The organism is Pseudonocardia sp. OZ21, assembly GCF_059359135.1.
In genome coordinates this window covers 658,687-683,942 of record NZ_JCADBN010000001.1, presented here as the reverse complement: position 1 = coordinate 683,942, position 25,256 = coordinate 658,687, and the positions used below count along the sequence as shown (strand labels likewise).

The 25,256-nt window shown below is 72.4% G+C and carries 22 protein-coding genes; 15 read left to right on the top strand and 7 right to left on the bottom strand.

All coding sequences use genetic code 11. The features are described from left to right. Nucleotides 1-316: 316 nt before the first annotated feature. A complete protein-coding gene (locus tag AC5L35_RS03330; RefSeq protein WP_495057994.1) occupies nucleotides 317-2,236 on the bottom strand; it encodes an AfsR/SARP family transcriptional regulator in 1,920 nt (639 codons plus the stop codon). A gap of 227 nt (nucleotides 2,237-2,463) precedes the next feature. Between AC5L35_RS03330 and AC5L35_RS03325 the strand changes: the two genes are divergently transcribed. Then, the gene (locus tag AC5L35_RS03325; protein ID WP_495057993.1) at nucleotides 2,464-3,186 is read left to right on the top strand and encodes a GntR family transcriptional regulator; all 723 of its coding nucleotides are present in this window, start codon (nucleotides 2,464-2,466) and stop codon (nucleotides 3,184-3,186) included. Between the two features lie 131 nt (nucleotides 3,187-3,317). Beyond that, entirely contained in the window at nucleotides 3,318-4,376 is a 1,059-nt protein-coding gene (locus AC5L35_RS03320) for a MinD/ParA family ATP-binding protein (RefSeq protein ID WP_495057992.1), read from the top strand. On the opposite strand, the gene AC5L35_RS03315 is transcribed toward AC5L35_RS03320, so the two are convergent. Next, nucleotides 4,349-6,376, bottom strand: coding sequence for a hypothetical protein (locus AC5L35_RS03315; protein ID WP_495057991.1), 2,028 nt, complete (start codon nucleotides 6,374-6,376; stop codon nucleotides 4,349-4,351). The two genes, AC5L35_RS03320 and AC5L35_RS03315, sit on opposite strands and share 28 nt — an antisense overlap. A 262-nt stretch (nucleotides 6,377-6,638) precedes the next feature. Between AC5L35_RS03315 and AC5L35_RS03310 the strand changes: the two genes are divergently transcribed. The 5 genes from AC5L35_RS03310 to mutM are packed head-to-tail and all read left to right on the top strand — an operon-like array spanning nucleotide 6,639 to nucleotide 9,612. After that, the gene (locus AC5L35_RS03310; protein WP_495057990.1) at nucleotides 6,639-7,094 is read left to right on the top strand and encodes a hypothetical protein; all 456 of its coding nucleotides are present in this window, start codon (nucleotides 6,639-6,641) and stop codon (nucleotides 7,092-7,094) included. Between the two features lie 52 nt (nucleotides 7,095-7,146). Next, nucleotides 7,147-7,722 carry a YceD family protein gene (locus AC5L35_RS03305; protein WP_495057989.1) on the top strand — a complete coding sequence of 192 codons (576 nt, stop codon included), beginning with the start codon at nucleotides 7,147-7,149 and terminating at the stop codon, nucleotides 7,720-7,722. Nucleotides 7,723-7,751: 29 nt separating this feature from the next. Beyond that, nucleotides 7,752-7,934, top strand: a complete 183-nt coding sequence (gene rpmF, locus AC5L35_RS03300) for a 50S ribosomal protein L32 (RefSeq protein ID WP_379620151.1) — start codon at nucleotides 7,752-7,754, stop codon at nucleotides 7,932-7,934. Nucleotides 7,935-7,992: 58 nt separating this feature from the next. Further along, nucleotides 7,993-8,721, top strand: coding sequence for a ribonuclease III (rnc, locus tag AC5L35_RS03295; protein ID WP_495057988.1), 729 nt, complete (start codon nucleotides 7,993-7,995; stop codon nucleotides 8,719-8,721). A gap of 9 nt (nucleotides 8,722-8,730) precedes the next feature. Then, nucleotides 8,731-9,612, top strand: coding sequence for a bifunctional DNA-formamidopyrimidine glycosylase/DNA-(apurinic or apyrimidinic site) lyase (mutM, locus tag AC5L35_RS03290; RefSeq protein ID WP_495057987.1), 882 nt, complete (start codon nucleotides 8,731-8,733; stop codon nucleotides 9,610-9,612). An 82-nt stretch (nucleotides 9,613-9,694) separates the two neighbouring features. Here the strand turns inward: mutM and lysA are convergent, their stop codons facing one another. From lysA to AC5L35_RS03275, 3 genes are all read right to left on the bottom strand, one after another. Then, nucleotides 9,695-11,032, bottom strand: coding sequence for a diaminopimelate decarboxylase (lysA, locus tag AC5L35_RS03285; protein ID WP_495057986.1), 1,338 nt, complete (start codon nucleotides 11,030-11,032; stop codon nucleotides 9,695-9,697). Nucleotides 11,033-11,214: 182 nt separating this feature from the next. Further along, on the bottom strand, nucleotides 11,215-12,249 hold the full coding sequence (corA, locus tag AC5L35_RS03280) for a magnesium/cobalt transporter CorA (RefSeq protein WP_495057985.1): 1,035 nt from the start codon (nucleotides 12,247-12,249) through the stop codon (nucleotides 11,215-11,217). Between the two features lie 112 nt (nucleotides 12,250-12,361). Further along, nucleotides 12,362-12,787, bottom strand: a complete 426-nt coding sequence (locus AC5L35_RS03275; RefSeq protein WP_495057984.1) for a hypothetical protein — start codon at nucleotides 12,785-12,787, stop codon at nucleotides 12,362-12,364. A 159-nt stretch (nucleotides 12,788-12,946) separates the two neighbouring features. Here AC5L35_RS03275 and AC5L35_RS03270 point away from each other — a divergent pair, with 159 nt between their 5' ends. From AC5L35_RS03270 to AC5L35_RS03245, 6 genes are all read left to right on the top strand, one after another. Further along, entirely contained in the window at nucleotides 12,947-13,267 is a 321-nt protein-coding gene (locus AC5L35_RS03270; protein ID WP_169398102.1) for a PadR family transcriptional regulator, read from the top strand. After that, nucleotides 13,264-14,577: an HAAS signaling domain-containing protein gene (locus tag AC5L35_RS03265; protein WP_495057983.1), complete on the top strand. Its 1,314-nt coding sequence runs from the start codon at nucleotides 13,264-13,266 to the stop codon at nucleotides 14,575-14,577. The genes AC5L35_RS03270 and AC5L35_RS03265 overlap by 4 nt, the downstream gene beginning before the upstream one ends. A gap of 382 nt (nucleotides 14,578-14,959) precedes the next feature. Beyond that, entirely contained in the window at nucleotides 14,960-15,052 is a 93-nt protein-coding gene (kdpF, locus tag AC5L35_RS03260) for a K(+)-transporting ATPase subunit F (protein WP_312859578.1), read from the top strand. 37 nt (nucleotides 15,053-15,089) lie between these two features. Continuing rightward, on the top strand, nucleotides 15,090-16,751 hold the full coding sequence (kdpA, locus tag AC5L35_RS03255) for a potassium-transporting ATPase subunit KdpA (protein ID WP_495057982.1): 1,662 nt from the start codon (nucleotides 15,090-15,092) through the stop codon (nucleotides 16,749-16,751). Continuing rightward, the gene (kdpB, locus tag AC5L35_RS03250) at nucleotides 16,748-18,823 is read left to right on the top strand and encodes a potassium-transporting ATPase subunit KdpB (RefSeq protein ID WP_495057981.1); all 2,076 of its coding nucleotides are present in this window, start codon (nucleotides 16,748-16,750) and stop codon (nucleotides 18,821-18,823) included. The genes kdpA and kdpB overlap by 4 nt, the downstream gene beginning before the upstream one ends. Before the next feature lie 3 nt (nucleotides 18,824-18,826). Next, on the top strand, nucleotides 18,827-19,444 hold the full coding sequence (locus AC5L35_RS03245; protein ID WP_495057980.1) for a potassium-transporting ATPase subunit C: 618 nt from the start codon (nucleotides 18,827-18,829) through the stop codon (nucleotides 19,442-19,444). Nucleotides 19,445-19,506: 62 nt separating this feature from the next. Here the strand turns inward: AC5L35_RS03245 and AC5L35_RS03240 are convergent, their stop codons facing one another. Beyond that, nucleotides 19,507-21,099: a Na+/H+ antiporter gene (locus AC5L35_RS03240; RefSeq protein ID WP_495057979.1), complete on the bottom strand. Its 1,593-nt coding sequence runs from the start codon at nucleotides 21,097-21,099 to the stop codon at nucleotides 19,507-19,509. Nucleotides 21,100-21,128: 29 nt separating this feature from the next. Here AC5L35_RS03240 and AC5L35_RS03235 point away from each other — a divergent pair, with 29 nt between their 5' ends. Then, nucleotides 21,129-23,864 (top strand): sensor histidine kinase, encoded by a 2,736-nt coding sequence (locus AC5L35_RS03235; protein ID WP_495057978.1) that lies wholly within the window; start codon nucleotides 21,129-21,131, stop codon nucleotides 23,862-23,864. After that, nucleotides 23,861-24,550: a response regulator gene (locus AC5L35_RS03230; protein ID WP_495057977.1), complete on the top strand. Its 690-nt coding sequence runs from the start codon at nucleotides 23,861-23,863 to the stop codon at nucleotides 24,548-24,550. The genes AC5L35_RS03235 and AC5L35_RS03230 overlap by 4 nt, the downstream gene beginning before the upstream one ends. Before the next feature lie 7 nt (nucleotides 24,551-24,557). Here AC5L35_RS03230 and AC5L35_RS03225 read toward each other — a convergent pair whose 3' ends face one another. Then, nucleotides 24,558-25,244, bottom strand: coding sequence for a CAP domain-containing protein (locus tag AC5L35_RS03225; protein ID WP_495057976.1), 687 nt, complete (start codon nucleotides 25,242-25,244; stop codon nucleotides 24,558-24,560). Nucleotides 25,245-25,256 lie beyond the last annotated feature (12 nt).

The following is a 25,256-nucleotide window of genomic DNA, read 5'->3' as shown; positions in this document are numbered from 1 at the left end:
TGGTGCCCGCGTGCCCCGCCGTACCGCAGCGGGTGGTGGGAACGCCGCCCGATACAGCTCGGCGGCGCACCTGCCCCCCGTGCATCTCCACCACTGCCCCCGCAGGCCTCGTCGAGGCCCTTTCCAGCCGGCGGCACCGCACGCACGCGAGTGTGGCCGACCGCACTGCCGCGCCGATGCCAGCACGATGCCGGGACGCGGAGCCCGAGGCGCCGGCCGGCGGACATGCTGGGGTGAGCGCGTACTGCCATGAAGATCCCGCACCGTACCCGATCACTCATCGCCCGACTCCACCTTTCCCGTTACACATCGGACATCACGCTCGCCGGGCCGTGGGCCGGCGGAGAGCGCTACGGGGGAAGCCGCCCTGCTGGCGTTCCCCGGTCTCGGACAGGCGCCGCCGCGCGGCGTGGATCTCGCGCGGGTCGTCCTCCTGCGTCTGGCGCAGCACGGCGAAGGCCCGGGTCAGACCGTGCAGCCGGTAGCCGCCGTCGATCTGCCGCTGCAGGAGGCCGGCTTCGGCCAGCTGGTCCAGGCCGGCTGCTGCGACCGTGGCCGGCTGCTCCGTCAGCACGGCGACGACCTCCGGGGTGATCCGGTCGTCCGGCACGAGACCGAGGAGGCGCAGCAGGTGGCGTTGCTCGGCGGTGAGCTGCACGTACGACGCATCGAGCGCGGTGGCCACCCCCAGCTGCCGGTCGCCCGGGACCCGCAGGGCCGAGACCGGGTCGACGGCGCGCAACTCCTCGACGTAGGCGGCGACCGGGAGGTGTGGCCGGGTCACGAGGTGGGCGGCCGCCACGCGCAGCGCCAGCGGCAGCCCGCCGCACAGCGCGACCAGGTGGCCGGCGGCCTCGGGCTCACGCGTCATCCGCTCGTCGCCGACGATGCCGTTCAGCAGCAGGCGCGCGTCGTCCGGATCGAGCATGTCGAGCGACATCCGGCGTCCCCCGGGGGAGACCAGCAGGCCGGCCAGCTCGTGGCGGCTGGTGACCACCACGCCGCAGGTGGGGGCCCCGGGCAGCAGGGTGCGAACCTGCGCCGGGCTGTTCGCGTTGTCCAGCACGACGAGCAGCCGTCGTCCGGCGGTCAGCGAGCGGTACGCGGCCACCGCGTCGTCGAGTCTCGGCGGCACCTCCTCCGGTGGCATGCCGAGGGCCCGCAGGAAACGGGCGAGCGTCTCCTCCGGCGGCTGCGGCGGGGTGTCGCCGTAGCCACCGAGGTCGGCGAACAGCTGCCCGTCGGGGAAGCGGTCGGCGAGCCGGTGGGCCGCGTGCACGGCGACCGCCGACTTCCCCACTCCCGGCGGGCCGGCCACCACCACCAGCCGCACGGCCGAGGCGTCCTTCGCGGCGCCCAGCAGATCGGTGAGCTGCCGGATCGCCTGCCGCCTCCCGACGAGGCCGGTGGGTGCCACGGGCAGCTGCCGGATGTCACGGAGGACAGCGGTCACCGGTGGAGCGTCGGGCGGGCCGGTGCGCCGCAGGATCTGCTCGTGCGCGGCGCGCAGTTCGGGCCCGGGGTCGACGCCCAGCTCGTCGGCCAGCAGCCGCGTCACGTCCCGGTAGGCCTCGAGGGCCTCGCCCTGGCGTCCCGTGGCGTAGAGCGCCCGCATCCACTGCGCCCAGAAACGTTCGCGCAGCGGGTGGGTGCGCACGAGCCCGATGAGCTCCTCCGACAGCTCGGCGTGACGGCCGAGCCGGAGGTCCACGTCGATGCGCAGCTCCAGTGCCTGCAGGTAGCGCTCGACCAGCGGGGGCACCTCGTTGCGGTGCAGCGCGGGCGACGCGACGTCGGCGAGCGGCGGCACGGCCCGCCACAGCTGCAGCGCCTCGGTGAGTGCGGCGGACGCGGCGCGGTCGTCGCCCAGCGCGGCCGCGCGTCTGCCCTGGTGGACCAGGGCGTCGGAGCGGTCGAGGTCGAGCTGTCCCGGCCCGAGCTCGATCCGGTACCCGTCGGGCTCGGTCCGGATGTGCGCCCCGGTGCCGGAGAGGGCCTGCCGCAGCCGCATCACGTGCTTCTGCACGGTGCCCCTGCCGTCGTACGGGGCACCGGGGTGGGTGGGGCCGTCCCACAGCTGGTCGGTCAGCTCGGCGATGGAGACCGTCCGGTTCGCCCGCAGGAGCAGTGCCGCGAGCACGACGCGTTGCTTGCCCTGCGGCACCGGTACCGGTCGTCCACCGGCCACGACCTCGAGCGGGCCGAGCACGCCGAAGGACACCTCCGTGGCCGTCACCGGTGCCCACCCGGTTCCGTGATGCACACGCGGGGGATGCGTGCCATGTGATCGACACCTCGCCCCCGTGGTCGACGTCGACGCCCCGTCACTGCCGGCGGTTCGCCCTGACGTGATCGTTCTAGCGTAGAGGATTGTTCTACAATTCACACCATGCTTCTGGGAACGACCGACATCGCCGTACGATCCACGTGTCGCACGGCCCTGTGTTCCCGTGGTGACGGATCATGTCCGACGTCCATGGCTGGAGGCCTGCAGTGACGACCGATGGCCTGGCGGCGGACCGGCTGCTGCTCAACCGCACGAGCACCGCCGAGCGGGTGGCCGCGATCCTGCGCAGCCGCATCAGCGAGGGCTACTTCCTGCCAGGGGCCCGCCTGGCGGAGGACACCATCGGCACCGCCCTCGGGGTCTCCCGCAACACGCTGCGGGAAGCGTTCCGGCTGCTCTCGCACGAGCGGCTGCTCGTCCACGAGCTCAACCGGGGCGTGTTCGTGCGGACGTTGAGCATCGAGGACGTCATCGACCTCTACCGCGTACGCATCCTCGTCGAGTGCGGCGTCGTCCGGAGCATCACGGAGGTCCCGCGCGGGATCGACCAGCTCGTCGTCGCGGTCTCGGACGGCGAGGACGCCCTGCGCTGGCAGGGCTGGCAGGCACTGGGCACGGCCAACCTCAAGTTCCACGAGGGGCTCGTCGCGCTCGCCGAGAGCCCGCGTACGGACGAGCTCATGCGCGGTGTGCTCGCGGAGCTCCGGCTGGTCTTCCACGTGATGGCGGACCCCAAGCGCTTCCACGAGCCGTACCTGGCGCGCAACAAGGAGATCCTCGCCCTGTTGCAGCGGGGCGCCGGACCCGCGGCGGCCGAGGCGCTCGCGGTGTACCTGCGGGACGCCGAGGAGCAGCTGGTGAAGGCCTACCGGGACATGGCGCCCCCGACGGTCGCCTGACGGTCATCCAGACCCGGACGTACTGGTCGTAAGATCCGGTTGGCGGTGATCACGCGAGATCTCCTCGATCTCGCCTTCGTCCGGCGCAGCGCCCGGATCCAGCAGCGACATCGCCGCGCGGTGGGGGGAACATGCCGAAGAGAGCTTTTGCGTCGTCCACCGGTTCCGCATCGGATGTCCCGCCCGAGCCGGAGGAGCAGCCGCCTCCCGTCGGGCCTGCGGAGCCGCCCACCGGGGCAGCGGGCGGCCCTCCCGCCGCCACGGCTGCCGAACTGGCCGACCACATGATCGTCCGGCCGCGCTCCGATGCACCGACCGTGGGCTGGCGGCGTGCCGTCCACGCCGCCAGCGGTGGCGTGATCAACCTCGGCGCCGGGCCCGTCGAGCGTCGCCGTCACGACCTGGCGTCGCGTATCCGGCGGGAGCTGAACGGCCCGCACCAGATCGCGGTGACCTCCATCAAGGGCGGCGTGGGCAAGACGACCGTGACGGCACTTCTGGGACTGGCGCTGGCCGAGCACCGCGGCGACCGCGTCGTCGCGCTCGATGGCGATCCCGACGCCGGCACCCTCGCCGATCGGCTGACCGGCGAGCCCGGCACGACGGTGCGGGACCTGCTCGACCACATCGACGCCGTACAGGCGCTTCCCGACGTCGCGCGGTTCACGAGCCTCGCCGGCCGGTTGCAGGTGCTGGCCTCCGAGCAGGACGCGGCGCGGAGCGAGGCCCTCAACCGCACCGAGTACGAGCAGGTGTGCACGGTCCTCAACCGGTTCTACAACATCGTCGTCACCGACTCGGGCACCGGGATGATGCACTCGGCGATGAACGGCACCCTCGCCACGACCGACAGCCTCGTGGTGGTGGGTGCACTCACGCTCGACAGCGCCAGCCGGGCCAGCAAGACGCTCGACTGGCTACTGGCCCACGGCCATCGCGACCTGGTCGCCCGGGCTGTCGTGGTGCTGTCCGGCGACCGGACGAGCAGGGAGGTCGACGCCACGCGGCTGCGCGCACACTTCTCGACCCGGTGCCGGGCGGTGGTGGACATTCCACACGACCCGCATCTCGCCGTCGGAGGCAAGATCGAGATGGCCGCGCTCCGCCCCGACACCGCGGATGCGGTGCTCGAACTGGCGGCGCTCGTGGCCGACGAGTTCGGTCAGCCTGGCGGTCCGAACTCGGTGTAGGACAACAGTCCGTCCTGCTCCATGTTGTCGACGTTCCCGTCGGCCGCGAACACGTGCAGCGTCTCGGAGTCGAGCACGTCGAGTCCGGCCCCGAACCGGAAGTGGATCATGAACCGCCGCTCGGGCGCGCGCATCCGGAGCCGGTCGCGGCTCCAGATCGTCAGCCGTCCGGCCGCCAGGTCGATCCGGTAGAGCGTGATCCAGTCGTCGAAGCCGGCCGACTCCTCCGACTCCTGGGACCCGAGACCGACCAGCCACACGTCGCCACGGGCGTCCGTGAGCAGGGCCATGGCGTCCGGCCGCGGCCGCACCGTCGTCGGGCAGGAGAACCGGAACGTGAAGCGGCAGCGCGGGTCGCTCAGCGGTACCGGGTTCGACTCGTACATCGACACCACGCCGTCGGCGTACGCCGCGAGCAGGTAGTGCTGGTCGTCCCCGGAGCCGATGTCGGTGATCCCGACGGCGTCCACCGCCATCCCGGTGTCGACGCGCAGGTCCAGCAGCAGGGGGCCGCTCGTGTCGGACACGACGCTCAGGTCGTAGAAGCGCACACAGCCGTCGTGCGTCTCCTCGCTGCGGACGGGGACGACGAGGAAGTCGCCGATCGACTGGCATCCGCCCGGCCGGTCGAGCCCGTCGTCGGGCAGGGCGACGGCCCGGGCCTCCCGGTGCTGTACTCGGTCGACGATGTCCACCACGCCGGGAGTCTCCGGTCCGCGGTCGCGCAGCAACAGGAACCAGTCGCGGTAGGGAACCATCGACGTGATGCTGTCGTCGGTGCCCCGGGGGAGATCACCGACGACGCAGTGCTTCACCACACCGGTCACGGTGGACACGGCGTCCACCGCGTCCGGCACGTCGGCGAGCCGGATCGACCACGGCTGTGGCCCGGTGGCGTGGAACGCGGCCAGGCCGTTGCCGTCGTAGGCCGTCGAGCGGTAGCCGACGTCGATGCCGAACTCGTCGGCGACCACCTGCAGCGCACCGTTCGCGTCGGCGTGGTTGCGAGCCGAGATCGACGTGTACCGGTGCCAGCTGTCGTGGTCGTTCTTCGCGCACACGTTCACGTGGGCCGGTTCGGACTCGTCGCGGAAGAACAGGAGCAGCCGGTCGTCCCACACGGCCGGGACCGGGGTCTCGCGGCTGCGGTTGTGGCCGTTGATCGACCGCCATCCGTACCAGGAGACGCCGTCGGCACTGTGGCTGACCAACAGCGCACCCTCGTCCACGTAGTCGACGTAGAACGCATACAGCAGGCCCCAGTGGCTGATCAGAGCGGGCCGCGTCGCGGTGTCGAAGGACGTGGTGGTGATCGTGCCGCCGTAGCGCCACGCGGCGCCGTCGTCGCTGACCAGGGTGAGCACGGCGGACGGGGACTGGGCCGGGCGGAACGCCAGTACCAGCCGGTCGCCGTGCACGGCCGGAACCGGCTCGTCCACGATCGTCCCGGTCATGTGCTCGAGATTCACCAGGGTGTCCCAGTCCGCGCCGGTGTCGCTCACGCAGGCCACCAGGCCCCTGGTCCCGCTGTCGGCTCGATAGAACACGAAGAGCGATCCGCGGTACTCCAGCGGCTGCGGCCGGCTCGAACACCGGGCGCCTTCGACCGCGAACGGGGTGACCGTCGACCATTCCTGCCCGTCCCCGGTGCGGCACACCTTGATCAGCGCGGGATCGACGGCATCCCGGAAGAAGAGGTACAGCTCGTCCCGGAAGACGATCGGCGCCACCTCGGCAGCAGCGCGTACCGCATGGCTGCGCAGGGTGAGATTGACCCGCTGGGACCAGTGCGAACCGTCCGGCGAGATGCAGTAGTGCACGGTCCCTCGGTCCGACACGTCCTGGTGGATCAGGTACAGCATTCCCCGGAAGCGGACCATCGCAGGCGCGATCCCCGTCCGTGCACGGTTCTGAGCGGTGATGTCACTGACCGCGGACCAGCTGTGGGCGCCGCTCAGCACATCAACGAACGCTCCGGACGGTGTCGTCGTGTCGGTCATCGCGTCTCCCGGTGTGGCCCGGGTAAGTGTGCAAAGGACCGAGCCGACCCGACAGACCCTGATGAGGCGTCCCACGACCCGGTGGGGGAAGCGCTCGATGGCTGCTCAGAGTGGGGAACGATCACCGGAACGCGCGCAGTTCACCGTCGCGTTCAGTGCCGGGCGCGCGGTGGGGGTCCGATACCACACCCGGTGCGACAATTTCGTCGGAATTCGGGGCGTGCCCTCGCCACCGGCCCGGAACGACGGCACGATCCGGGGCGTGTGGATCACCACGATGCGGGTGCGTCTCGTCATGGCCGTCGCCGTCGCGGCACCGGCGCTGCTGGTCGCCGGGTGCAGCACGGATGTTCCCGGCACACCGGCACCGCAGGCGGGCGGTGCTCCGGCGCAGCCCGCGCAGCCCCCCGCACCCCAGGGGCCGGCCCCGGCGTCCCCGTCGGACGACTGCAGCGTGACGGTGCAGGGGCCCGGCCGGATCAGCATGACGGGCAGTGGCCGCGTGTCGACCCGCAACGGCGCCAGTTCGGTGTCGTGCGGCCCCGGGCCGCTCGTGGGTATCACGACGATCGGCGAGGACGGGGTGTCCTTCTCCGGCGCCGACGGCGCTGCGACGACGGTGGCAGAGGGCGCGACCACCACCGTCGGGCCGTACCAGGTCTCCGTGCTCGAGTCCGGCGCGGGCGCCGCCCGGTTCCGGATCGTGCCCCACGGCTGAGCGCGCGGACGCGCCCCGGCGCCGGACGGGGGGACAGGCCTACCCTGGGTGTGTGAGCACGCACCACCCCACCCCCGGCCACCCCGATCCGACCAGCCCGTGGGTCTTCAGCACCCACGAGCTGGGCAGGCGTCCTGGCCACATGCGCACCTACCGGCGCACCATCCCGGCGCCGGCCGAACCCGCCCGGCTCGGCCTGGAGACGATCGCCGTGCCGGTGGGGGAGCCCATCGAGCTGGACGTCCGCCTCGAGTCGGTCACCGAGGGCGTCTACGTCTCCGGCAGCGTCCACGCGTCGCTCGCCGGCGAGTGCGCCCGCTGCCTCGACGCGCTCACCGACGAGATCGACGTCGAGATCGCGGAGCTGTTCGCCTATCCCGACAGCGTCACCGACGAGACCACCGACGAGGACGAGCTGCCGAGGGTCCTCGACGACATGGTCGACGTCGAGCAGATCGTGCGCGACGCCGTCGTCCTGACCCTGCCGCTGGCCCCGCTCTGCCGCCCCGACTGCCCGGGTCTCTGCCCCGACTGCGGGGACAAGTGGGCCGACCTCGCGCCCGACCACGGGCATGAGACACTGGATCCCCGGTGGGCCGCTCTGCGTGAGCGCCTGTCCGCCGACTGACACCCTCGAGTACCGCTAGGAGATCTACCGTGGCTGTTCCGAAGCGCCGGATGTCGCGGTCGAACACGCGCTCGCGCCGGTCGCAGTGGAAGGCCACTGCACCTACGCTCGTCGCCTGCTCGAACCGCGCCTGCCGGGCCACCAAGCCCCCGCACCTCGCCTGCCCCACCTGTGGCACCTACGACGGCCGCCAGGTCGTCAGCCCGGCCTGATCGCCGGGAGCGCGGAATCGGCGACGACGTAGTGGTAGGGCGAGGCCTGCAGGGGCCCGTGGAAGACCGCGGGCCCCTTCTCGCGTCCCTCGGGGTCGAGATCGCCCACGACCTGCTGACCCTCGCGCTCACCCACCGTTCGTACGCGTACGAGAACGGTGGTCTCCCCACCAACGAGCGGCTGGAGTTCCTCGGCGACTCGGTGCTCAGCATCGTCGTCACCGAGCGGCTCTACCGGGACCACCCGGACCTGCCCGAGGGGCAGCTGGCCAAGCTGCGCGCGAGCGTGGTGAACATGCACGCCCTCGCCGGGGTGGCCGCCACCCTCGGCAACGGGGGGCTCGGATCCCATCTCTATCTGGGCCGTGGTGAGGAGCTCACGGGCGGTCGCACGAAGGCGAGCATTCTCGCCGACGCCACCGAGGCCCTCATCGGAGCGGTGTACCTGGAGCACGGGCTGGAGACGGCCCGCGGTCTGGTCCACCGCCTCTTCGACGGGCTGCTGCGCAGCGCGCCGCTGCTCGGCGCCGGCCTCGACTGGAAGACGAGCCTGCAGGAGCTCACCGCGGCGGCCGACCTCGGCGTTCCGGAGTACCGGATCACCGAGGACGGGCCGGACCACCTCAAGATCTTCACCGCCACGGCGGTCGTGGCGGGCCGGGAACTCGGAACCGGCGAGGGGCGCACGAAGAAGGAAGCCGAGCAGAAGGCGGCCGAGCTCGCCTGGCGCACGTTGACGGCCGAGGCGGCCGCGGGCAGCGAGCCCGCTGCGTCCGGCCCCGCCTGAGAGCCCGCCGTGCCGGAGCTTCCCGAGGTCGAGGTCGTCCGCCGTGGCCTCGCCGACCACGTCCTCGAACGGAAGATCACCGCGGTCACGGTCGCCCACCCCCGTGCGGTGCGTCGGCACGTGGCAGGCGGCGACGACTTCGCCGGCCGCCTCACCGGGCGCACCATCACCGGCGCCCGGCGGCGCGGGAAGTACCTGTGGCTCGACCTGGACGGGGGCGCCGCGGGCGAGGACGCCGTGCTCGCCCACCTCGGCATGAGCGGCCAGATGCTCGTGACCGGCGAGGACAGTCCCGACGAGAAGCACCTGCGCATCCGGTTCCGCTTCGCCGACGGCGGCACGGAGCTGAGATTCGTCGACCAGCGGACGTTCGGTGGGCTGTCGGTGCACCCGCTGGTGCCCGCCACCGGGGGCGGGCTGCTGCCCGAACCGGTCGCGCACATCGCCCGTGACCCGATGGACCCGGCGTTCGACCTCGACGCGGCCGTCGCCGCAATCCGGCGCAGGCGCACCGGGCTCAAGCGTGCCCTGCTGGACCAGACGGTCGTGTCCGGCATCGGCAACATCTACGCCGACGAGGCGCTCTGGCGGGCACGGCTGCACGGGACGCGCCCCACCGAGTCGCTCACCCGCAAGCAGGGGCGCGAGGTGCTCACCGCCGCCACCGAGGTGATGGCGGCGGCGCTCGCGGCAGGCGGCACGTCGTTCGACGCGCTCTACGTGAACGTCAACGGGGCGTCGGGCTACTTCGACCGCTCGCTCGACGTGTACGGCCAGGAGGACCGGGCGTGCCGCCGCTGCGGCACCCCCATCCGGCGCGACCCGTTCATGAACCGCAGCTCGTACAGCTGCCCGCGCTGCCAGCCGCGCCCGCGTCACCCGCACCCCTGAGTTGCAGCAAAGCCACTTTGACGCAACCAGATTGCCGCAACGTGGCTTTGCTGCAACCTCAGCGGACCCGCCGCACCGCTCCTCAACCCGCGTCACGATGCAGCAGGTCCTCCACCGTCTCCCGGCGCAGCATCGGCACGGCCGCGCCGCTCGCCACCGCCACGACGGGCGGGCGTCCGACCTGGTTGTAGGTCGACGAGAGGGACGTGTGGTAGGCCCCGCTGCACGGCACGGCGAGCAGGTCCCCGGCGGCGATGTCCTCGGGGAGCAGCGCCTCCTCGGCCAGCACGTCCGTCGACTCGCAGTGCCGCCCGACCACGGTCACGGGCACGGACCGGACCCGCTCGGGACGGCCGAAGCGCCGCACCGGGTAGCGCGCGGCGTAGAGCGCGGGCCGCGGGTTGTCGCTCATCCCGCCGTCCACGGCCACGAACGTCCGGTGCACCCCGTGCTTCACGGCCGCCACCCGGTACACGGTGACGCCGGCGCGGGCGACGAGAGCGCGGCCCGGTTCCACCGTCAGCCGGGGCACCTGCAGGCCGTGCCAGCGACAGGCCGCGGCCACCGCGGCGGGCACCGTCCGGCCGAACGCGGCGAGGTCGAGGGACTGCTCGTCGGGGCCGTACGCCACGGCGTGGCCGCCGCCGATGTCGAGCTGGGGCAGCTCGACGCCGTGCTCGCGGGAGATCTCGGCGAGGAAGGCGACCATCCGCTCAGCGGCGTCGACGTACCGGCGGACCGAGCGCACCTGGGAGCCGATGTGGCAGTGCAGCCCGACCAGCTCCAGCTCGGGGCGGGCGAGCACCCGCCGCACGGCCTCCGCCGCGGCGCCGGTGGCGATCGACAGCCCGAACTTCTGGTCCTCCGTACCGGTGGTGAGCCCGGCGTGGGTGCCGGCGTCGACACCGGGGACGACCCGCAGCAGCACCTGCTGGCGGGTGGGGACGAGGGCCGCGAGGGTGGGGATCTCCTCGAGGGAGTCGATCACGATCCGGCCGACACCCACGGCGAGGGCGGTCTTCAGGTCCTCGTCGGTCTTCACGTTGCCGTGCAGCACCATCCGCGCCCCGGGGAAGCCCGCGGCCGCGGCGACGGCGACCTCGCCGCCCGAGCACACGTCCATGGCCAGACCCTCCTGGTCGACCAGCCGGGCCATGGCCCGGCACAGGAAGGCCTTGGCGGCGTAGGCGATCTCCACGCCGGGCAACGCCTCCCGGTAGGCCCGGCAGCGGGAGCGCACGTCCGTGGCGTCGATGGCGAGCACCGGCGTGCCGAACCGTCCCGCCAGCTCGGCGAGGTCGACACCGCCCACGAGAAGCTGCCCGTCACACGTCGCGCGGGCGGTCTGCGGCCACAGGCCGGGGGCCAGCCGGGCCGACAGCGTCGTGCGCAATGACGGGATGAGATCGGCGAGGGACACCTGTTCTCCTTGGTCCGGGGGTCTCCGGAGGCGACGGCGGCCGATGGACCGCCGAGGTGTCCGTTGTCCCGCGAACCGTCCCGTGATGGGAGGAGTTCACCGCGGCGTTGACGACCGCCGCCCACGTCCTGACGCCGCCATAGCGCCGAGTGGTGCGCACCACTGGGCGTGTTACGGGCGATTCAGAGCCAGCCGGCCCGTTTGAAGACCCTGTACAGGATCAGCCCACACAGCAGCATCAGCCCCAGCGCGAAGGGGTAGCCGTAGGTCCACATGAGCTCGGGCATGTGGGTGAAGTTCATCCCGTAGATCGAGGCGACCAGGGTGGGGGCGAACAGGATGGCCGCCCACGAGGAGATGCGCTTGACCTGCTCGTTCTGTTCGTAGCCCGCCTCGGTCATGCGGGCCATCTCCTCGTTCTGGCGCTGCCCGACGAGAGAGGCGTTGACCTGGAGGATGTTGGCGAGCAGGTCCCGGAAGGCACTCGTGCGTTCCATCACCCGTGTGGCGTGGTCGGCCACGTCGCGCAGGGCCCGGCGCAGCTCCAGATCCGACTCGCCCGCCAGCTCCTTCAGCCGGTCGCGCAGCTCGATGAAGATGTCCCGCAGCGGCTCCACGGCGCGCTGGAACTCGATGACCTCGCGGCTGAGCTGGTAGATCCGCTTGGAGACCCCGGGGTCACCACCGAAGACCTGCACCTCGATCTGGTCGATGTCGTCCTGCAGGCCGGCGAGCACCGGGATGTAGTCGTCGACCACCTTGTCCAGCACGGCGTAGAGCACCGAGTACGGCCCGTTGTCGAGCAGAGCCGGATCGGCCTCGAGGCGCTTGCGCACCGCGCCGAGATCGGGCTCCTCGGCGTGCCGGACGGTGATCACGAAGTCCGGCCCGAGGAACAGGTGCACCTCGCCGAGCTCCACGACCTCGACGGAGTCGACGTAGCGCGCCGGTCGCAGCACCACGAACAGGACGTCGCCGTAGCGCTCCAGCTTCGGTCGCTGGTGGGCGTTGACGGTGTCCTCGACGGCCAGGCCGTGCAGGCCGAACTCCTCGGCGACGGCCTCGATCTCCTGCTTGCTCGGGCGCAGGAGGCCGATCCAGCAGAAGCTGCGCCCCCCGTCGGGGCACCGGCGGAGCTCCTCGAAGGTGTGGTCGAGCGACGAGGGGACGGCGGCACGCTTGCCGTCGATGTAGATCGCGTTGTCGACCACGGACATACGGGCTCCTGCGGACGTGCGGACTACCGGGCAGTGCTCCGGGTGTGCCGCTGTACATCCGGAAGCTCACAGGCAGCGTAGTAGCGCCGCCGCCTGGTTGCCCGCGAGATGGTCACGCCCGTCGTGAGCCGTGCGGCAGCGCCCCGGGAAGGGCCTCGGGGTGCGACTCGCGGTGATCCCGGTGCCGAGCCACGGCGCCGACCAGCTGGGCGGCGAGGGCGCCCAGCACCACGACCGCGAGCGCGACGAGGTCGGCGTGCCCGTCCTCGAGCGTGCCGAGGCTGTGGAGCACGAAGCCGTCGTAGCAGGCCCAGCAGAGGACCGCGGCGACGACGGCGCCGGGGGCGGTGGCCATCGCGCCCAGCGTGACGGCCGCCGCGGTGGCGAGCACGAGTCCTGTCGTCGGGCTCCCGCCGAACACCCACGCCACCATCACGGCAACGGCTCCGGCGGGCAGGCCGAGGACACCACCGACCGCTCCGGGCAGGACGGGCCGGGCGGGGCCGGTGGTGGCGTGGGCGGGCCGAGGTGCGAGCACACGTCGACCCTGCGCGGGCCGCAGGCGCCCGATGGGGAGTGTTGACGCCATCCTGGCGGCACCGATCCGACCCCTGACACGCCCGTCATATGGTTGTCGTACTACTGTGTCTTGCGCAGTACCGTGCGGTACGCAGGACGACCGGAGAGAGGGGGCGGTGTGGACACGAGCCAGCTGCTCAAGGGGGTGCTCGACCTGGCTGTGCTCGCGGTGCTGGACCGCGCGGACGGCTACGGCTACGAGGTGGTGCGGGGGCTGCGCGCAGCCGGCCTGGAGGAGGTGGGGGACGCCTCCGTCTACGGCACACTGCGCCGGCTCTACAACGCGGGGCTGTTGACCTCCTATGTCGTGCCCAGCGAGGAGGGGCCGCACCGCAAGTACTACAGCGTCAACGCCCCGGGCCGGGAGCGGTTGCGCGAGTTGGTCAAGACCTGGCGGGCGTTCGCGGTGACGATGGAAGGGCTGGTGGGGGCGGCATGAACGAGGACAACGACGGCGTGGACCGCGGCGCGACAGCCGCGGGCGCAACGGACGGCGGACGCACCGTGCGGCTGCTCCCCGGCCCGGCCGAGGAGTACCTGGCGGGGATCCGGTCGGCGCTCGCCGACCTGCCTGCGCCGGAACTGGCCGAGATCCTCGACGACGTCCGCGCGCACCTGGCCGACCTCACCGCCGAACTCGGCGCCGACGCGAGCCACGTGGCGCTCGTCGCGCGGCTGGGCAGCCCCGCGGTCTACGCGGGGGAGTTGCGGGCCGCCGCCGGCTACCCGCCCGCGCCCGCGCCCGCGGCCGCCGGGTCGGGGCGCTCCCGGTCGACGGCGGCGTCGTTCGCGGTCGCCGGGCTCGTCGGGTCGGTCCTGCTGGTGGCGCTCGGTCTCGCCGCGCGCGCGCCGGAGGCCGTCCTGCTCGGGCTGCTCCTCCCGCTGGTCGGGCTCCCGCTGCTCACCCGCGACGGTCCGGACCTGCCCACGGTGGCCGCGATGCCACTGGTGCGCCGGCTCGCCGACAGCAGGCCCGCCGCGGGAGCGCCGGCGCGCGGCCTCGCGGACTTCCTGGCCAGCCTGCAGCCGGGGTGGTGGGTGGTCCGGGGCGTCATTGCGGCCGCACTGATGCTGGCTGTGCTCGTGCAGGCCGACCCGCCCGTGGTCGTGGTGCTGTCGCTGGTGACGGTGCCCGTGTCGGTCTGGCTCGGCCACCGCACGCGCCGGGACCGGCGCCTGCTCTGGGCAGTGGTGCCGCTCAACACCATCGCGGCGGTGCTGGCACTGGGCGCGCTGTTCTCGGGCGGAGTGGGCCTGCTGGGCGGCCCCCGGCCGGCCAACGACTACTCGAGCCAGCTCTACCAGCAGCCGGGACTGTGGCAGGACATGGACCGCCAGATCCACGACATCCGCCCGGTCGACGCCGCGGGCAACCCGCTCACCGGCGTGTACCTGTTCGACCAGGACGGTCGGCCGATCGACACCACCGACCGTTCGGCCTGCCGGTCCGACTTCCGGGCGGCCGAGACAGCGGCGAACGCGGCCCGGCCCTACCCGCGCGGCACGATCGACTTCGATCCGCGTACCGGCGACTGCGTCGTCGTCCCGCCCGGGCCCCTGCTCGTGGCGGTGCCGTCGGCCACCGCGCAGGCGAGCGCCACCACCACGGCGTCCCCACCCCCGACGACTGCCCTCGCGCCGCCCACCGGCTCCGCAACCACCGGTGTGGCGCCTCCCTCGGTGGCCGTCCCCCCGGCTCCCCCTGCCCCGCCGACTCCGCCCGTCCCGCCGGCTGTGCCCACCGGCTGACGAGACCCGGTCCGCCCACCAGGTGCCGAGAGGCTGACCAGGGGTAGGACCCGCCTCGGTCCGTGCCGGCGTGCCGGGGGTCGCCGGCACGGACCGCCACCTCCATCGGGCGCCCCCACGGAGAGGGGCCGGCTGATCCCGCGCGCGTGAGGGCCGCCACCGCAGCGTCAGGATCGCGTCAACGTCGCGGGCCCGGCGCGTCAACGGGGCGTTCGCAGCCCACCGCACCTCCCAGGATCCGACGATGCTCGCGCACCGGTCCGCCACATGGTGGGCCGGTGTGTCCTGGTGGAGGAGAAACGATGGCCGACCTGGCCTACCTGGTGCTGACGATCGCCGGTTTCGCGGTCCTCGCCCTGATGGTGAGAGGGCTCGAGTCGCTGTGAACGCCGCTGCGTACATCGCAGGCGGGCTCATCGCTCTGGGCCTGCTGATCTACCTGTTCGTCGCCCTGCTGCGTCCGGAGCGCTTCTGATGCGCCGCGACGTGATCCTTCCGGCGGAGGCGCGGTCATGACCGACACCCTCGCCGGCATCCTCCAGGTCGTCGCCATGGTCGGGCTGCTCGCGCTCGTGTACAAGCCGCTCGGCGACTACATGGCGCGCATCTTCACCACCCAGAAGCACTGGCGGGTGGAGAAGGCCCTCTACAAGCTGATCCGCGTCGATCCCGACGCCGAGCAGCGCTGGACCACCTACGCGACCGGGGTGCTCGGCTTCTCGTTCGTCGGGGTCGTCCTGCTGTACCTGCTCCAGCGGCTGCAGGCGTTCCTCCCCATGGCCTTCGGGCACGGCGCGGTGGCGCCCGCGGTGGCGTTCAACACCGCGATCTCGTTCGTGACCAACACGAACTGGCAGTCCTACGTGCCGGAGAGCACGCTCGGCAACACCGTGCAGATGGCCGGCCTGACCGTGCAGAACGTCGTGTCCGCGACGGTCGGCATCGCGGTGGCGATCGCGCTCATCCGGGGCTTCGTCCGCTCCAGCACCGACCGGCTCGGCAACTTCTGGGTCGACCTGACCCGCGGTGTGATCCGCCTGATGCTGCCGATCGCCTTCGTCGCTGCGATCGTGCTGATCGCCACCGGCGTGGTGATGTCCCTGCGCTCCGGCGTCACGATCAGCGCGGTCGACGGCATGCAGCACACGCTGCCGCTGGCCCCCGCCGGGTCGCAGGAGTCGATCAAGGAGCTCGGCACCAACGGCGGCGGCATCTTCAACGCCAACTCCGCGCACCCGTTCGAGAACCCGAACGGGCTGAGCAACTTCATCGAGATCTTCCTCGAGCTCGTGATCCCGGTGTGCCTCACCCGCACCTTCGGCACGATGGTGCGCAGCACGCGTCAGGGCACCGTGCTCGCCGCCGTCATGGGCGTCATCTGGGTGGCGTTCATCGCCATCGCCTGGGTCTCCGAGGCCCACCCCAACGGCCCGGCGGCGCAGGCAGCCGGTGCGGCGCTGGAGGGCAAGGAGGTCCGGTTCGGGATACCGAGCTCGATCCTCTTCGGCGTCTCCACCACGGGCACGTCGACCGGTGCGGTCAACTCGTGGCACGACAGCTACACCGGCGGCGCGGGCGGGATCACGATCCTCAACATGCTGCTGGGTGAGGTCGCGCCCGGTGGTACCGGCACGGGCCTGTACGGCATCCTCGTGATTGCGATCATCGGGGTGTTCCTCGCCGGTCTGATGGTCGGGCGCACCCCCGAGTACCTGGGGAAGAAGCTCGGCCGCGTGCAGGTGACGGCGGCGTCGATCTCGATCCTCACGATGCCTGCTCTGGTGCTCATCGGTGCCGGGCTGGCCATCGCGCTGCCGAGCACGCTCGGCGCGCTGGGCAACAGCGGCGAGCACGGCTTCTCCGAGGTGCTCTACGCCTACGCCTCGGCGTCCAACAACAACGGCAGTGCGTTCGGTGGCCTCACGGTCACCAGTGACTTCTTCCAGGTGACGCTGGGGCTCGCGATGCTCTTCGGCCGTTTCGTGCCGATCCTCGCCGTGCTCGCGCTCGCCGGCTCGCTCGCGAAACAGAAACGGGTCGAAGCCGGCGCGGGCACGCTGCCCACGGACGGAACCATGTTCGGTGTGCTGGTCGGCGGCACCTTGATCCTCGTCGCGGCCCTCACCTTCTTCCCGGCCCTCGCGCTCGGGCCCATCGCGGAGGCTCTGTCATGACCCTCGAACTCCAGGAACGTCCCACCCCGACACCAGAGGCTCCGCAGGCCGTCAAGGCGGGGGCGTTCAGTCCCCGGCAGCTGTTCGCGTCCCTGCCCGAGGCGCTGCGCAAGCTCGATCCGCGCACCCAGCTGCGCAACCCGGTCATGTTCGTGGTCTGGGTCGGCTCGGTCGTGGTCACCGTCATGGCGATCATCCAGCCCAGCGTGTTCGCGTGGTGGATCGCGGTGTGGCTGTGGTTCACCGTGCTGTTCGCCAACCTCGCCGAGGCCGTGGCCGAGGGCCGGGGCAAGGCGCAGGCGGAGTCGCTGCGGCGCACCAAGAAGGAGACGGTCGCCCGGCGCCTCACCTCCTCCGGGGCGGAGGAGGAGGTGCCCGGCACCGAACTGCGCATCGGCGACCGGGTGGTGGTCGAGGCGGGCGAGACGATCCCGGGTGACGGCGACGTCGTCGAGGGCATCGCCACCGTCGACGAGTCGGCGATCACCGGTGAGTCCGCCCCGGTCATCCGGGAGGCAGGCGGCGACCGCAGCTCCGTGACCGGTGGCACCACCGTGCTCTCGGACCGGCTCGTCGTGAAGATCACGACGAAGCCGGGGGAGTCGTTCGTCGACCGGATGATCGCTCTGGTCGAGGGCGCGTCCCGGCAGAAGACGCCCAACGAGATCGCGCTGACGATCCTGCTGGCCGTGCTGACGATCATCTTCCTGCTCGCCGTGGTCGCCGTGGCACCGATGAGCACCTACGCCGGGGTGAACCAGTCGCTGATCGTCCTGACGGCCCTGCTCGTGTGCCTCATCCCGACCACGATCGGCGCGCTGCTCTCCGCGATCGGCATCGCGGGCATGGACCGTCTGGTGCAGCGCAACGTGCTGGCCACCTCCGGTCGTGCGGTCGAGGCCGCGGGCGACATCGACACGCTCCTGCTCGACAAGACCGGCACGATCACCTTCGGCAACCGGCAGGCCACGGAGCTGATCCCGGTCTCGGGGGTCTCCGGCGCCACGCTCGCCGTGGCGGCACGGCTCTCCAGCCTCGCCGACCAGACGCCCGAGGGCCGCAGCATCGTCGATCTCTGCGCGCGCGAGTACGACCTGCCCGGCGAGGCCACAACATCAGAGGCCGTCGCCGAGTTCGTGCCGTTCACCGCGCAGACCCGCATGTCGGGTGTCGACGTCGGCGGCCGGTCGGTGCGCAAGGGCGCCGCATCGGCGGTGCAGAGGTGGACGGCCACGCAGTCGGCCGAGATCGACGCCATCGTCGACGAGATCTCCGACGGCGGTGGCACCCCGCTCGTCGTCGCCGAGGCGGCCTCCGCGGACGGCGCCGGTGCGCGCCTGCTGGGCGTGGTCCGGCTGTCCGACGTGGTCAAACCCGGGATGGCCGCACGCTTCGCCGAGCTGCGGGCGATGGGCATCCGCACGGTGATGATCACCGGCGACAACCCGCGGACCGCCCGGGCGATCGCCGCCGAGGCGGGTGTGGACGACCACCTCGCCGAGGCGACGCCCGAGGACAAGATGGCCCTGATCAAGAAGGAGCAGGAGGGTGGTCGCCTCGTCGCGATGACCGGCGACGGCACCAACGACGCGCCCGCTCTCGCGCAGGCCGACGTCGGCGTCGCGATGAACACGGGGACGGCCGCGGCCAAGGAGGCCGGCAACATGGTCGACCTCGACTCGGACCCGACCAAGCTCATCGAGATCGTCGAGATCGGCAAGCAACTGCTCATCACGCGCGGCGCGCTCACCACGTTCAGCATCGCCAACGACCTCGCGAAGTACTTCGCGATCCTGCCGGCGATGTTCGTGGCGATCTACCCGGCGCTGGGTGCGCTGAACATCATGCATCTCGCGACGCCGGAGTCGGCGATCCTGTCCGCGGTCATCTTCAACGCACTGATCATCGTGGCGCTGATCCCGCTCGCCCTGCGCGGCGTGCGCTACCGGCCCACGACCGCGGCCAACCTGCTGCGCCGCAACCTGCTGATCTACGGCCTCGGCGGCGTGATCGTGCCGTTCGCCGGGATCTTCGTCATCGACCTGCTCGTCCGCCTGATTCCGGGGATCTGACAAATGCTCACCATGTTGTGGCGGCAGACCGCCACCGGGCTGCGCGTGCTGATCGCGTTCACCATCCTCTGCGGGATCGTGTACCCGCTCGTCGTGTTCGGCGTGGCGCAGCTCCCCGGGCTCTCGGGCCCGGCGGGGGGCTCGATCATCCATTCCGCCAACGGGACGGCTGTCGGCTCGTCGTTGATCGGGGTCGACCCGGTGCCGGCCGATCCCGCGGCCGACCCGTACTTCCACACCCGGCCGTCGGCGTCGTCGTCCGGACCGCTGGGCCCGACCGACACCACCACGTCCGGTGGCTCCAACAAGAGCGGGTTCAACCAGGACCTGCTCGACACCGTCAACCAGCGACGTGAGCTGATCGCGAAGCGGGAGGGCGTGAACCCCGCGCTCGTGCCGCCCGACGCGGTGACGGCGTCGGCGTCCGGGCTCGACCCGGACATCAGCCCGGCCTACGCGGCGCTGCAGGTGGCTCGCGTCGCGCGGGTGACCGGACTGTCCGAGGACACGGTCCGCGGCCTCGTCGCGCAGTCGTCGTCGGGGCGCGTGCTGGGCTTCCTCGGTGAGCCGACGGTCAACGTCACCACGCTGAACCTCGCGGTGCAGGAGGCCCGGCACTGACCGCTGTGCCCGCTCCCCCCACACGGGGACCGTCGTCGCCCCGACGGTCCCCGCCGGGCGGGTCACTCCAGGTCGGTCGAGGAGGCGCTCAGCCGCACCTCCTCGGCGTCGAGGCGGGACTGCAGCCGGCGCAGCACGATGTCGTCGATCTTCCTGGAGTCACGCAGCCCCACCACCGCGGAGCGCTTCTCGACGATCAGCGCAGCCCGCAACCGCTGGTCGTCGGCGTGCTGGCCGCGTTCAGCGGCGAGCGCAGGGTCCTCGACGGGCATCGTGGGGTCGGCCAGCACGTGCAGGTGGTCCTCGTAGTCGGCGCGCACCCGCTCCACGATCTCCGGCCCGATGCCCAGGCGCTCCGCGATGGTGGGCAGCGCGGACAGCCCGGCCTCGGTGGCGGCCCGTTCGGCGAGGGCCTGCTCCCTCGCCTCGCTCCCGTCGTCGGTCAGGCGCGCCCAGCGGAGCACCGCGGGCAGGGTGAGGCCCTGGACGACCAGCGTCACCAGGATGACGCCGAAGGTGACCAGCACGATCAGGTCGCGGCCGGGCACGTCCTGCGGCACGGCGAGCGCCGCGGCGAGCGACACCCCGCCGCGGAACCCGGCCCACGCCATCGGCTGCCGCTGCCGGAAGCCCACCCGGCGCAGCCGCTGCTGGGGGCGCCGGTCGATCGCGCGGATGACGTAGGGCGTGACGTTCATCCAGAGCAGCCGCGTGCCGATCACCACGGCCGCCACGAGCAGTGCCTGGCCGGCCGCACCCGGGACCGAGGTCGAGGACAGTCCCTCGACCGCACCGCGAAGCTGCAGCCCGACCAGCACGAAGAGGGTGCCGTTCAGTACGAAGGTGGTGACGCGCCAGAACGCCTCGGTCTGGATGCGGGTCCTGGCACCGATCACCCGGGGCCCGACCTGGCTCAGCGTCAGGCCGCACACGACGACGGCCAGCACGCCGGACGCGTGCAGCTCCTCGGCCAGCAGGAACGCGACGAACGGCGTGAGCAGGCTGATGGCCGCCTCCGACAGGGGAGCGCGCACCAGCTTGCGGGCCCGCACCGCCAGCCGGGCGACCACCAGCCCGGCCAGCGCACCACCGACGTAGGAGAGCGCGAAGGCGCCGATCGCCGAGGCCCAGCTGAACACCTGCTCGCCCGTGGCCACCGAGACCGCGAGCGCGAAGACCACGAGCGCCGTGCCGTCGTTGATCAGGCTCTCGGCCCGCAGGGTGGTGAGGGTGCGCCGCGGCATCCGGCCCGCCACCGCCGCCATCGCGGTGGCGTCCGTGGGAGCCACCACCGCACCGAGCACCCAGGCCAGCGGCCAGCTCAACCCCAGCAGGGCGTGCGCCGTGACGGCCACCAGCGCGGCGGTCGCCAGCACCAGCAGCACCGACGACATCACGACCACCCGGAGGTTGGACCGGATCTCCCGCAGCGACGTGGTGAGCGACTCCCAGTAGAGCAGTGCGGGCAGGAACACGAGCAGCACCACCGTGGGCTCCAGCACCACGTCGGCCGTCCACGGGATGAACGCCAGCGGGACGCCGCCGAGCAGCAGCACGATCGGCGGGGTGATCCGCAGCCGTCCGGCCAGCCAGGTGAAACCGATCACGGCGCACCCGACCACGACCACCACCTGCAGCACGTGTGGGTTCTGCACCCCGGTCCGTCCTTCCGATCTCGGTCCCGATGTCCGACGCGGTCTCGTCGGCACAGTGTCCCAGCCCCCGCCCGCCGTCCCAGCTGTTCACAGCGGGCGAGGACGGCCACGGGCCGGCGCAGGAGAGCAGAATCGGTGACGTGAGCAGGCGTGGAGAACTGCGGATCCACCTCGGGGCGGCGCCCGGGGTGGGCAAGACGTACGCCATGCTCGGGGAGGCCCGCCGCCGCGTGGAGCGGGGCACCGACGTGGTCGTCGGCATCGTCGAGACCCACGGCCGGTCGAAGACGGCCGAACTGCTGGACGGCCTCGAGATGGTTCCCCGGCGCTGCGTCGGCGGTCATCCCGGCCTCGACGAGCTCGACCTCGACGCCGTGCTCGCGCGCCGCCCCGAGGTCGTGCTGATCGACGAGCTGGCCCACACCAACGCTCCCGGCTCGCGCAACCGCAAACGCTGGCAGGACGTCGACGAGCTGCTCGAGGTCGGCATCGACGTCCTGACCACCGTCAACGTCCAGCACCTCGAGTCGCTCAACGACGTGGTCGAGCGCATCACCGGCGTCCACCAGCAGGAGACGGTGCCGGACGAGGTGGTGCGCAGGGCCGAGCAGATCGAGCTGATCGACATCACGCCGGAGGCCCTGCGCAGGCGCATGGCGCACGGGAACATCTACGGCGCGGAGAAGGTCGACGCTGCGCTGGCCAACTACTTCCGGCCGGGCAACCTCATCGCGTTGCGCGAGCTCGCCCTGCTCTGGGTGGCCGACGAGGTGGACGTGGCGCTGCAGCGGTACCGCAGCGAGAAGGAGATCAGCGAGACCTGGGAGACCCGCGAGCGCGTGGTCGTCGCGCTGACCGGGGACAAGGAGAGCGAGACGGTATTGCGGCGCGCCGCCCGGATCGCCAAGCACGCCGGTGCCGCCGACCTGCTCGCCGTGCACGTGCTGCGCGGCGACGGGCTCGCCGGGCCGCCGGTCGGGGCGGTGGCCCGGCTGCGGACGCTGGCCGAGGACGTCGGCGCGAGCTTCCACACGGTGGTCGGCGGCGAGGACGTGCCCGCCGCCCTCCTCGACTTCGCGCGCGGGGCCAACGCCACCCAGCTCGTGCTCGGCACCTCCCGCCGGTCCCGGTTGGCTCGCGTGTTCGTGGAGGGCATCGGAGCCCAGGTGGTGCAGGACTCCGGGTCGATCGACGTGCACATGGTCACCCACGACGGGGCGGGCCGTGGCCTGCGGCTCCCGGCGTTCCACAGCGGGCTGCCGGCGTCGCGCAAGGTGCTGGGCTGGGTGCTCGCGGCCCTGATGCCGCTGGTGGCCACCGGGCTGGGCGTCGCACTGCGCGGTGTCATCGGGATGTCCACCGACGTGGTGCTGTACTTCCTCGCCACGGTCGTCGTCGCGATGGTGGGCGGTCTCGGGCCCGCGGTGCTGGCCGCGGTGCTCTGCGGGTTGCTGCTGAACTTCTTCCTGACGCCACCGCTCTACTCCTTCACCATCGCCACCGTGGAGAACCTCATGGCGATCGCGGCGATGGTGGTGGTCGCCGTGCTCGTCGCCCTCGTCGTGGACCGCGCCGCACGGCGGGCCCAGCAGGCCGCGCGGGCTCGGGCCGAGGCTGCCCTGCTGGCGTCGTTCGCCCGCACGGTGCTCACCCGGAGCGATCCGCTCCCGCGGCTGCTCGAGAAGGTGCGCGAGGCGTTCGGGCTGCACTCGGTGGCGCTGCTGGAGCGCACCGGCGGGTCGGCGTCGGACGAGTGGACATGCGTCACCTCGTCCGGGCCCGTGGGGTGCATGGCGCCCGAGGAGGCGGACGTCGACGTCGAGATCGAGGACGACCTGCACCTCATCGGCAGCGGGCGGTCGCTGCCTGCGGCGGACCGCAGGCTGCTCGAGGTGGTGGGCGGGCAGGCGCTGCTCGCGCTGCGCAGCCAGCGGGCGGCGGCCGAGGCGGACGACTCGCGGCGCCGCGCCCACGCCACCGAGACCCGCAGCGCGCTGCTGTCCACCGTCAGCCACGACCTGCGCAGCCCGCTGACCTCGATCAAGGCCGCCGCCGGAAGCCTGCGGGACACCCACCTCCAGCTGCCGCCGGAGGACCGCCTCGAGCTGATGGCCACCATCGAGGAGTCGGCCGACCGGCTCACCGGGCTCGTGGACAACCTGCTCGACTCCGCCCGCCTCGCCTCCGGCACGGTCACCCCGCTCCTCGCGCCGATCGGATACGACGAGGTCGCCGGCCGGGCGCTGGTGGGCCTGCCCGGCGCCGACCGGGTCACCGTCGACATCGACGAGGCCCTTCCCGACGTCCTCGCCGATGTGGGGCTGCTGGAGCGCGTCGTCGCGAACGCTGTCGACAACGCACTGCGCTATGCGGCGGGTTCGCCGATCGTCCTGCGCGCGAGCGCGCACGCCAACCGCGTCGAGCTGCGGATCGTCGACTCCGGGCCGGGGGTGCCGCGCCACCAGCGGGACGCCCTGTTCGCCCCGTTCCGGCGTCTCGGCTCCGCGCTGCCCAGCGACCGGGACGGCGCGGCGGGCGTGGGGCTGGGGTTGTCGGTCGCCCGCGGGCTCACCGAGACCATGAACGGCACCCTCTCCGCGGAGGACACTCCCGGTGGCGGCCTGACCGTGGTGGTCTCCCTGCCCGCGGCGCCCGGTCCCGCTGTCCCCGGCCCCGGCCCGGCGGAGGCCGAACCGCCGAAGCCCGCAGTGCCGAAGCCCGCAGTGCCGAAGCCCGCAGTGCCGACGAGTGGTGGCGCCCGATGAGCGAGCACCGCGTGCTCGTGGTCGACGACGACCCGCAGATCCTGCGGGCCCTGCGGATCAACCTCACCGCGCACGGCTACCACGTTCTGCTCGCCCCCGACGGTGGCGCCGCGCTGCGCGCCGCCGCGGACGGGCATCCCGACGTCGTCGTCCTCGACCTGGGACTGCCCGACATCGACGGTGTCGAGGTCATCGAGGGGCTGCGTGGCTGGAGCACCGTGCCGATCATCGTGCTGTCGGCCCGGACCGGCGCCCCGGAGACGGTCCGCGCCCTCGACGCCGGCGCCGACGACTACGTCACCAAACCCTTCGGCATGGCCGAGCTACTGGCGCGGTTGCGCGCGGCGGTCCGCCGGGCCGCGGTCTCGACCGTGGACGGCGAGCCCATCGTCGACGCGAGGGACTTCCGCGTCGATCTCGCCGCGAAGAAGGTGGTGCGCGCCGACGGCACCGAGCTCCACCTCACCCCCACGGAGTGGGGCGTGCTGGAACTTCTCGTACGCCACCGCGGCAAGCTCGTCGGGCAGCGCGAGCTGCTCCGGGCGGTGTGGGGGCCCAACTACGGCACCGAGACCAACTACCTGCGCGTCTACCTGGCGCAGCTGCGCCGCAAGCTCGAACCCGAGCCGTCCCGGCCCCGGCACCTGATCACGGAGCCCGGGATGGGCTACCGGTTCGAGGTCTGACGTGAGGTCAGCGACCGAAGTCCTGCACCCAGTAGTCACCGGCGTAGCCCACGCCGATCGTCCGGAACGAGCAGTCCTCGATGTTGCGCCGGTGCCCGGCGGACTCCATCCAGTCCTGCACGACCTCGGCCGCCGTCCGCTGGCCCCGCGCGATGTTCTCGCCACCGGGGGAGCTGTAGCCCGCGTCGCGGATCCGCTCGTCGAACGTGTCGCCGTCCTTGTCGGTGTGGGACAGGTAGCGGCGCGACGCCATGTCGGAGGCGTGCTCCTGGGCGGCGGTGGTGAGCCGCGCGTCGCGGGCCAGCGGGCCGCAGCCCGCCGACTTCCGCTCCGCGTTGGTGGCCGCGATCACGGCCTCGGCGGGGCCGGGTGCCCGCAGGACCTCACGCCGGGTGGACGGTGCCGCGACGGTGGCCGAGGGCCGGGGCTTCGGCGGGGCGGGCGCGACGGTCGTGGTCGGGAGGGGAGCGGTGGTGGTCGGTGCCGGTGCCGGTGCGGCGACGGGGGCCGTGGGGGCGGCCACGGGTGCGACGTCCGTGCGGGGCGCCGGGAGTGCGGCGAGCGCGGCGTCGTCGTCGACCCGGGCGGCTGTGGGAACGGTTTCAGGAACAGCCAGAGCGAGACTTCCAGCCAGTACTACTCCGATCGTCAGGCCGAGGAGCAGGGTTCCCGCGCGATGCCCGAAGCTGAACACGGCGCGTAAAGT

What these genes read in the sequence shown, in the direction of transcription:
- AC5L35_RS03325 (WP_495057993.1), top strand. Translation starts at nt 2,464, where the DNA reads ATGTCCGACGTCCATGGCTGGAGGCCTGCAGTGACGACCGATGGCCTG.
- AC5L35_RS03320 (WP_495057992.1), top strand. Translation starts at nt 3,318, where the DNA reads ATGCCGAAGAGAGCTTTTGCGTCGTCCACCGGTTCCGCATCGGATGTC.
- AC5L35_RS03315 (WP_495057991.1), bottom strand. Translation starts at nt 6,376, where the DNA reads ATGACCGACACGACGACACCGTCCGGAGCGTTCGTTGATGTGCTGAGC.
- corA (WP_495057985.1), bottom strand. Translation starts at nt 12,249, where the DNA reads ATGTCCGTGGTCGACAACGCGATCTACATCGACGGCAAGCGTGCCGCC.
- AC5L35_RS03265 (WP_495057983.1), top strand. Translation starts at nt 13,264, where the DNA reads ATGAACGAGGACAACGACGGCGTGGACCGCGGCGCGACAGCCGCGGGC.
- kdpA (WP_495057982.1), top strand. Translation starts at nt 15,090, where the DNA reads ATGACCGACACCCTCGCCGGCATCCTCCAGGTCGTCGCCATGGTCGGG.
- kdpB (WP_495057981.1), top strand. Translation starts at nt 16,748, where the DNA reads ATGACCCTCGAACTCCAGGAACGTCCCACCCCGACACCAGAGGCTCCG.
- AC5L35_RS03245 (WP_495057980.1), top strand. Translation starts at nt 18,827, where the DNA reads ATGCTCACCATGTTGTGGCGGCAGACCGCCACCGGGCTGCGCGTGCTG.
- AC5L35_RS03235 (WP_495057978.1), top strand. Translation starts at nt 21,129, where the DNA reads ATGTCCGACGCGGTCTCGTCGGCACAGTGTCCCAGCCCCCGCCCGCCG.
- AC5L35_RS03230 (WP_495057977.1), top strand. Translation starts at nt 23,861, where the DNA reads ATGAGCGAGCACCGCGTGCTCGTGGTCGACGACGACCCGCAGATCCTG.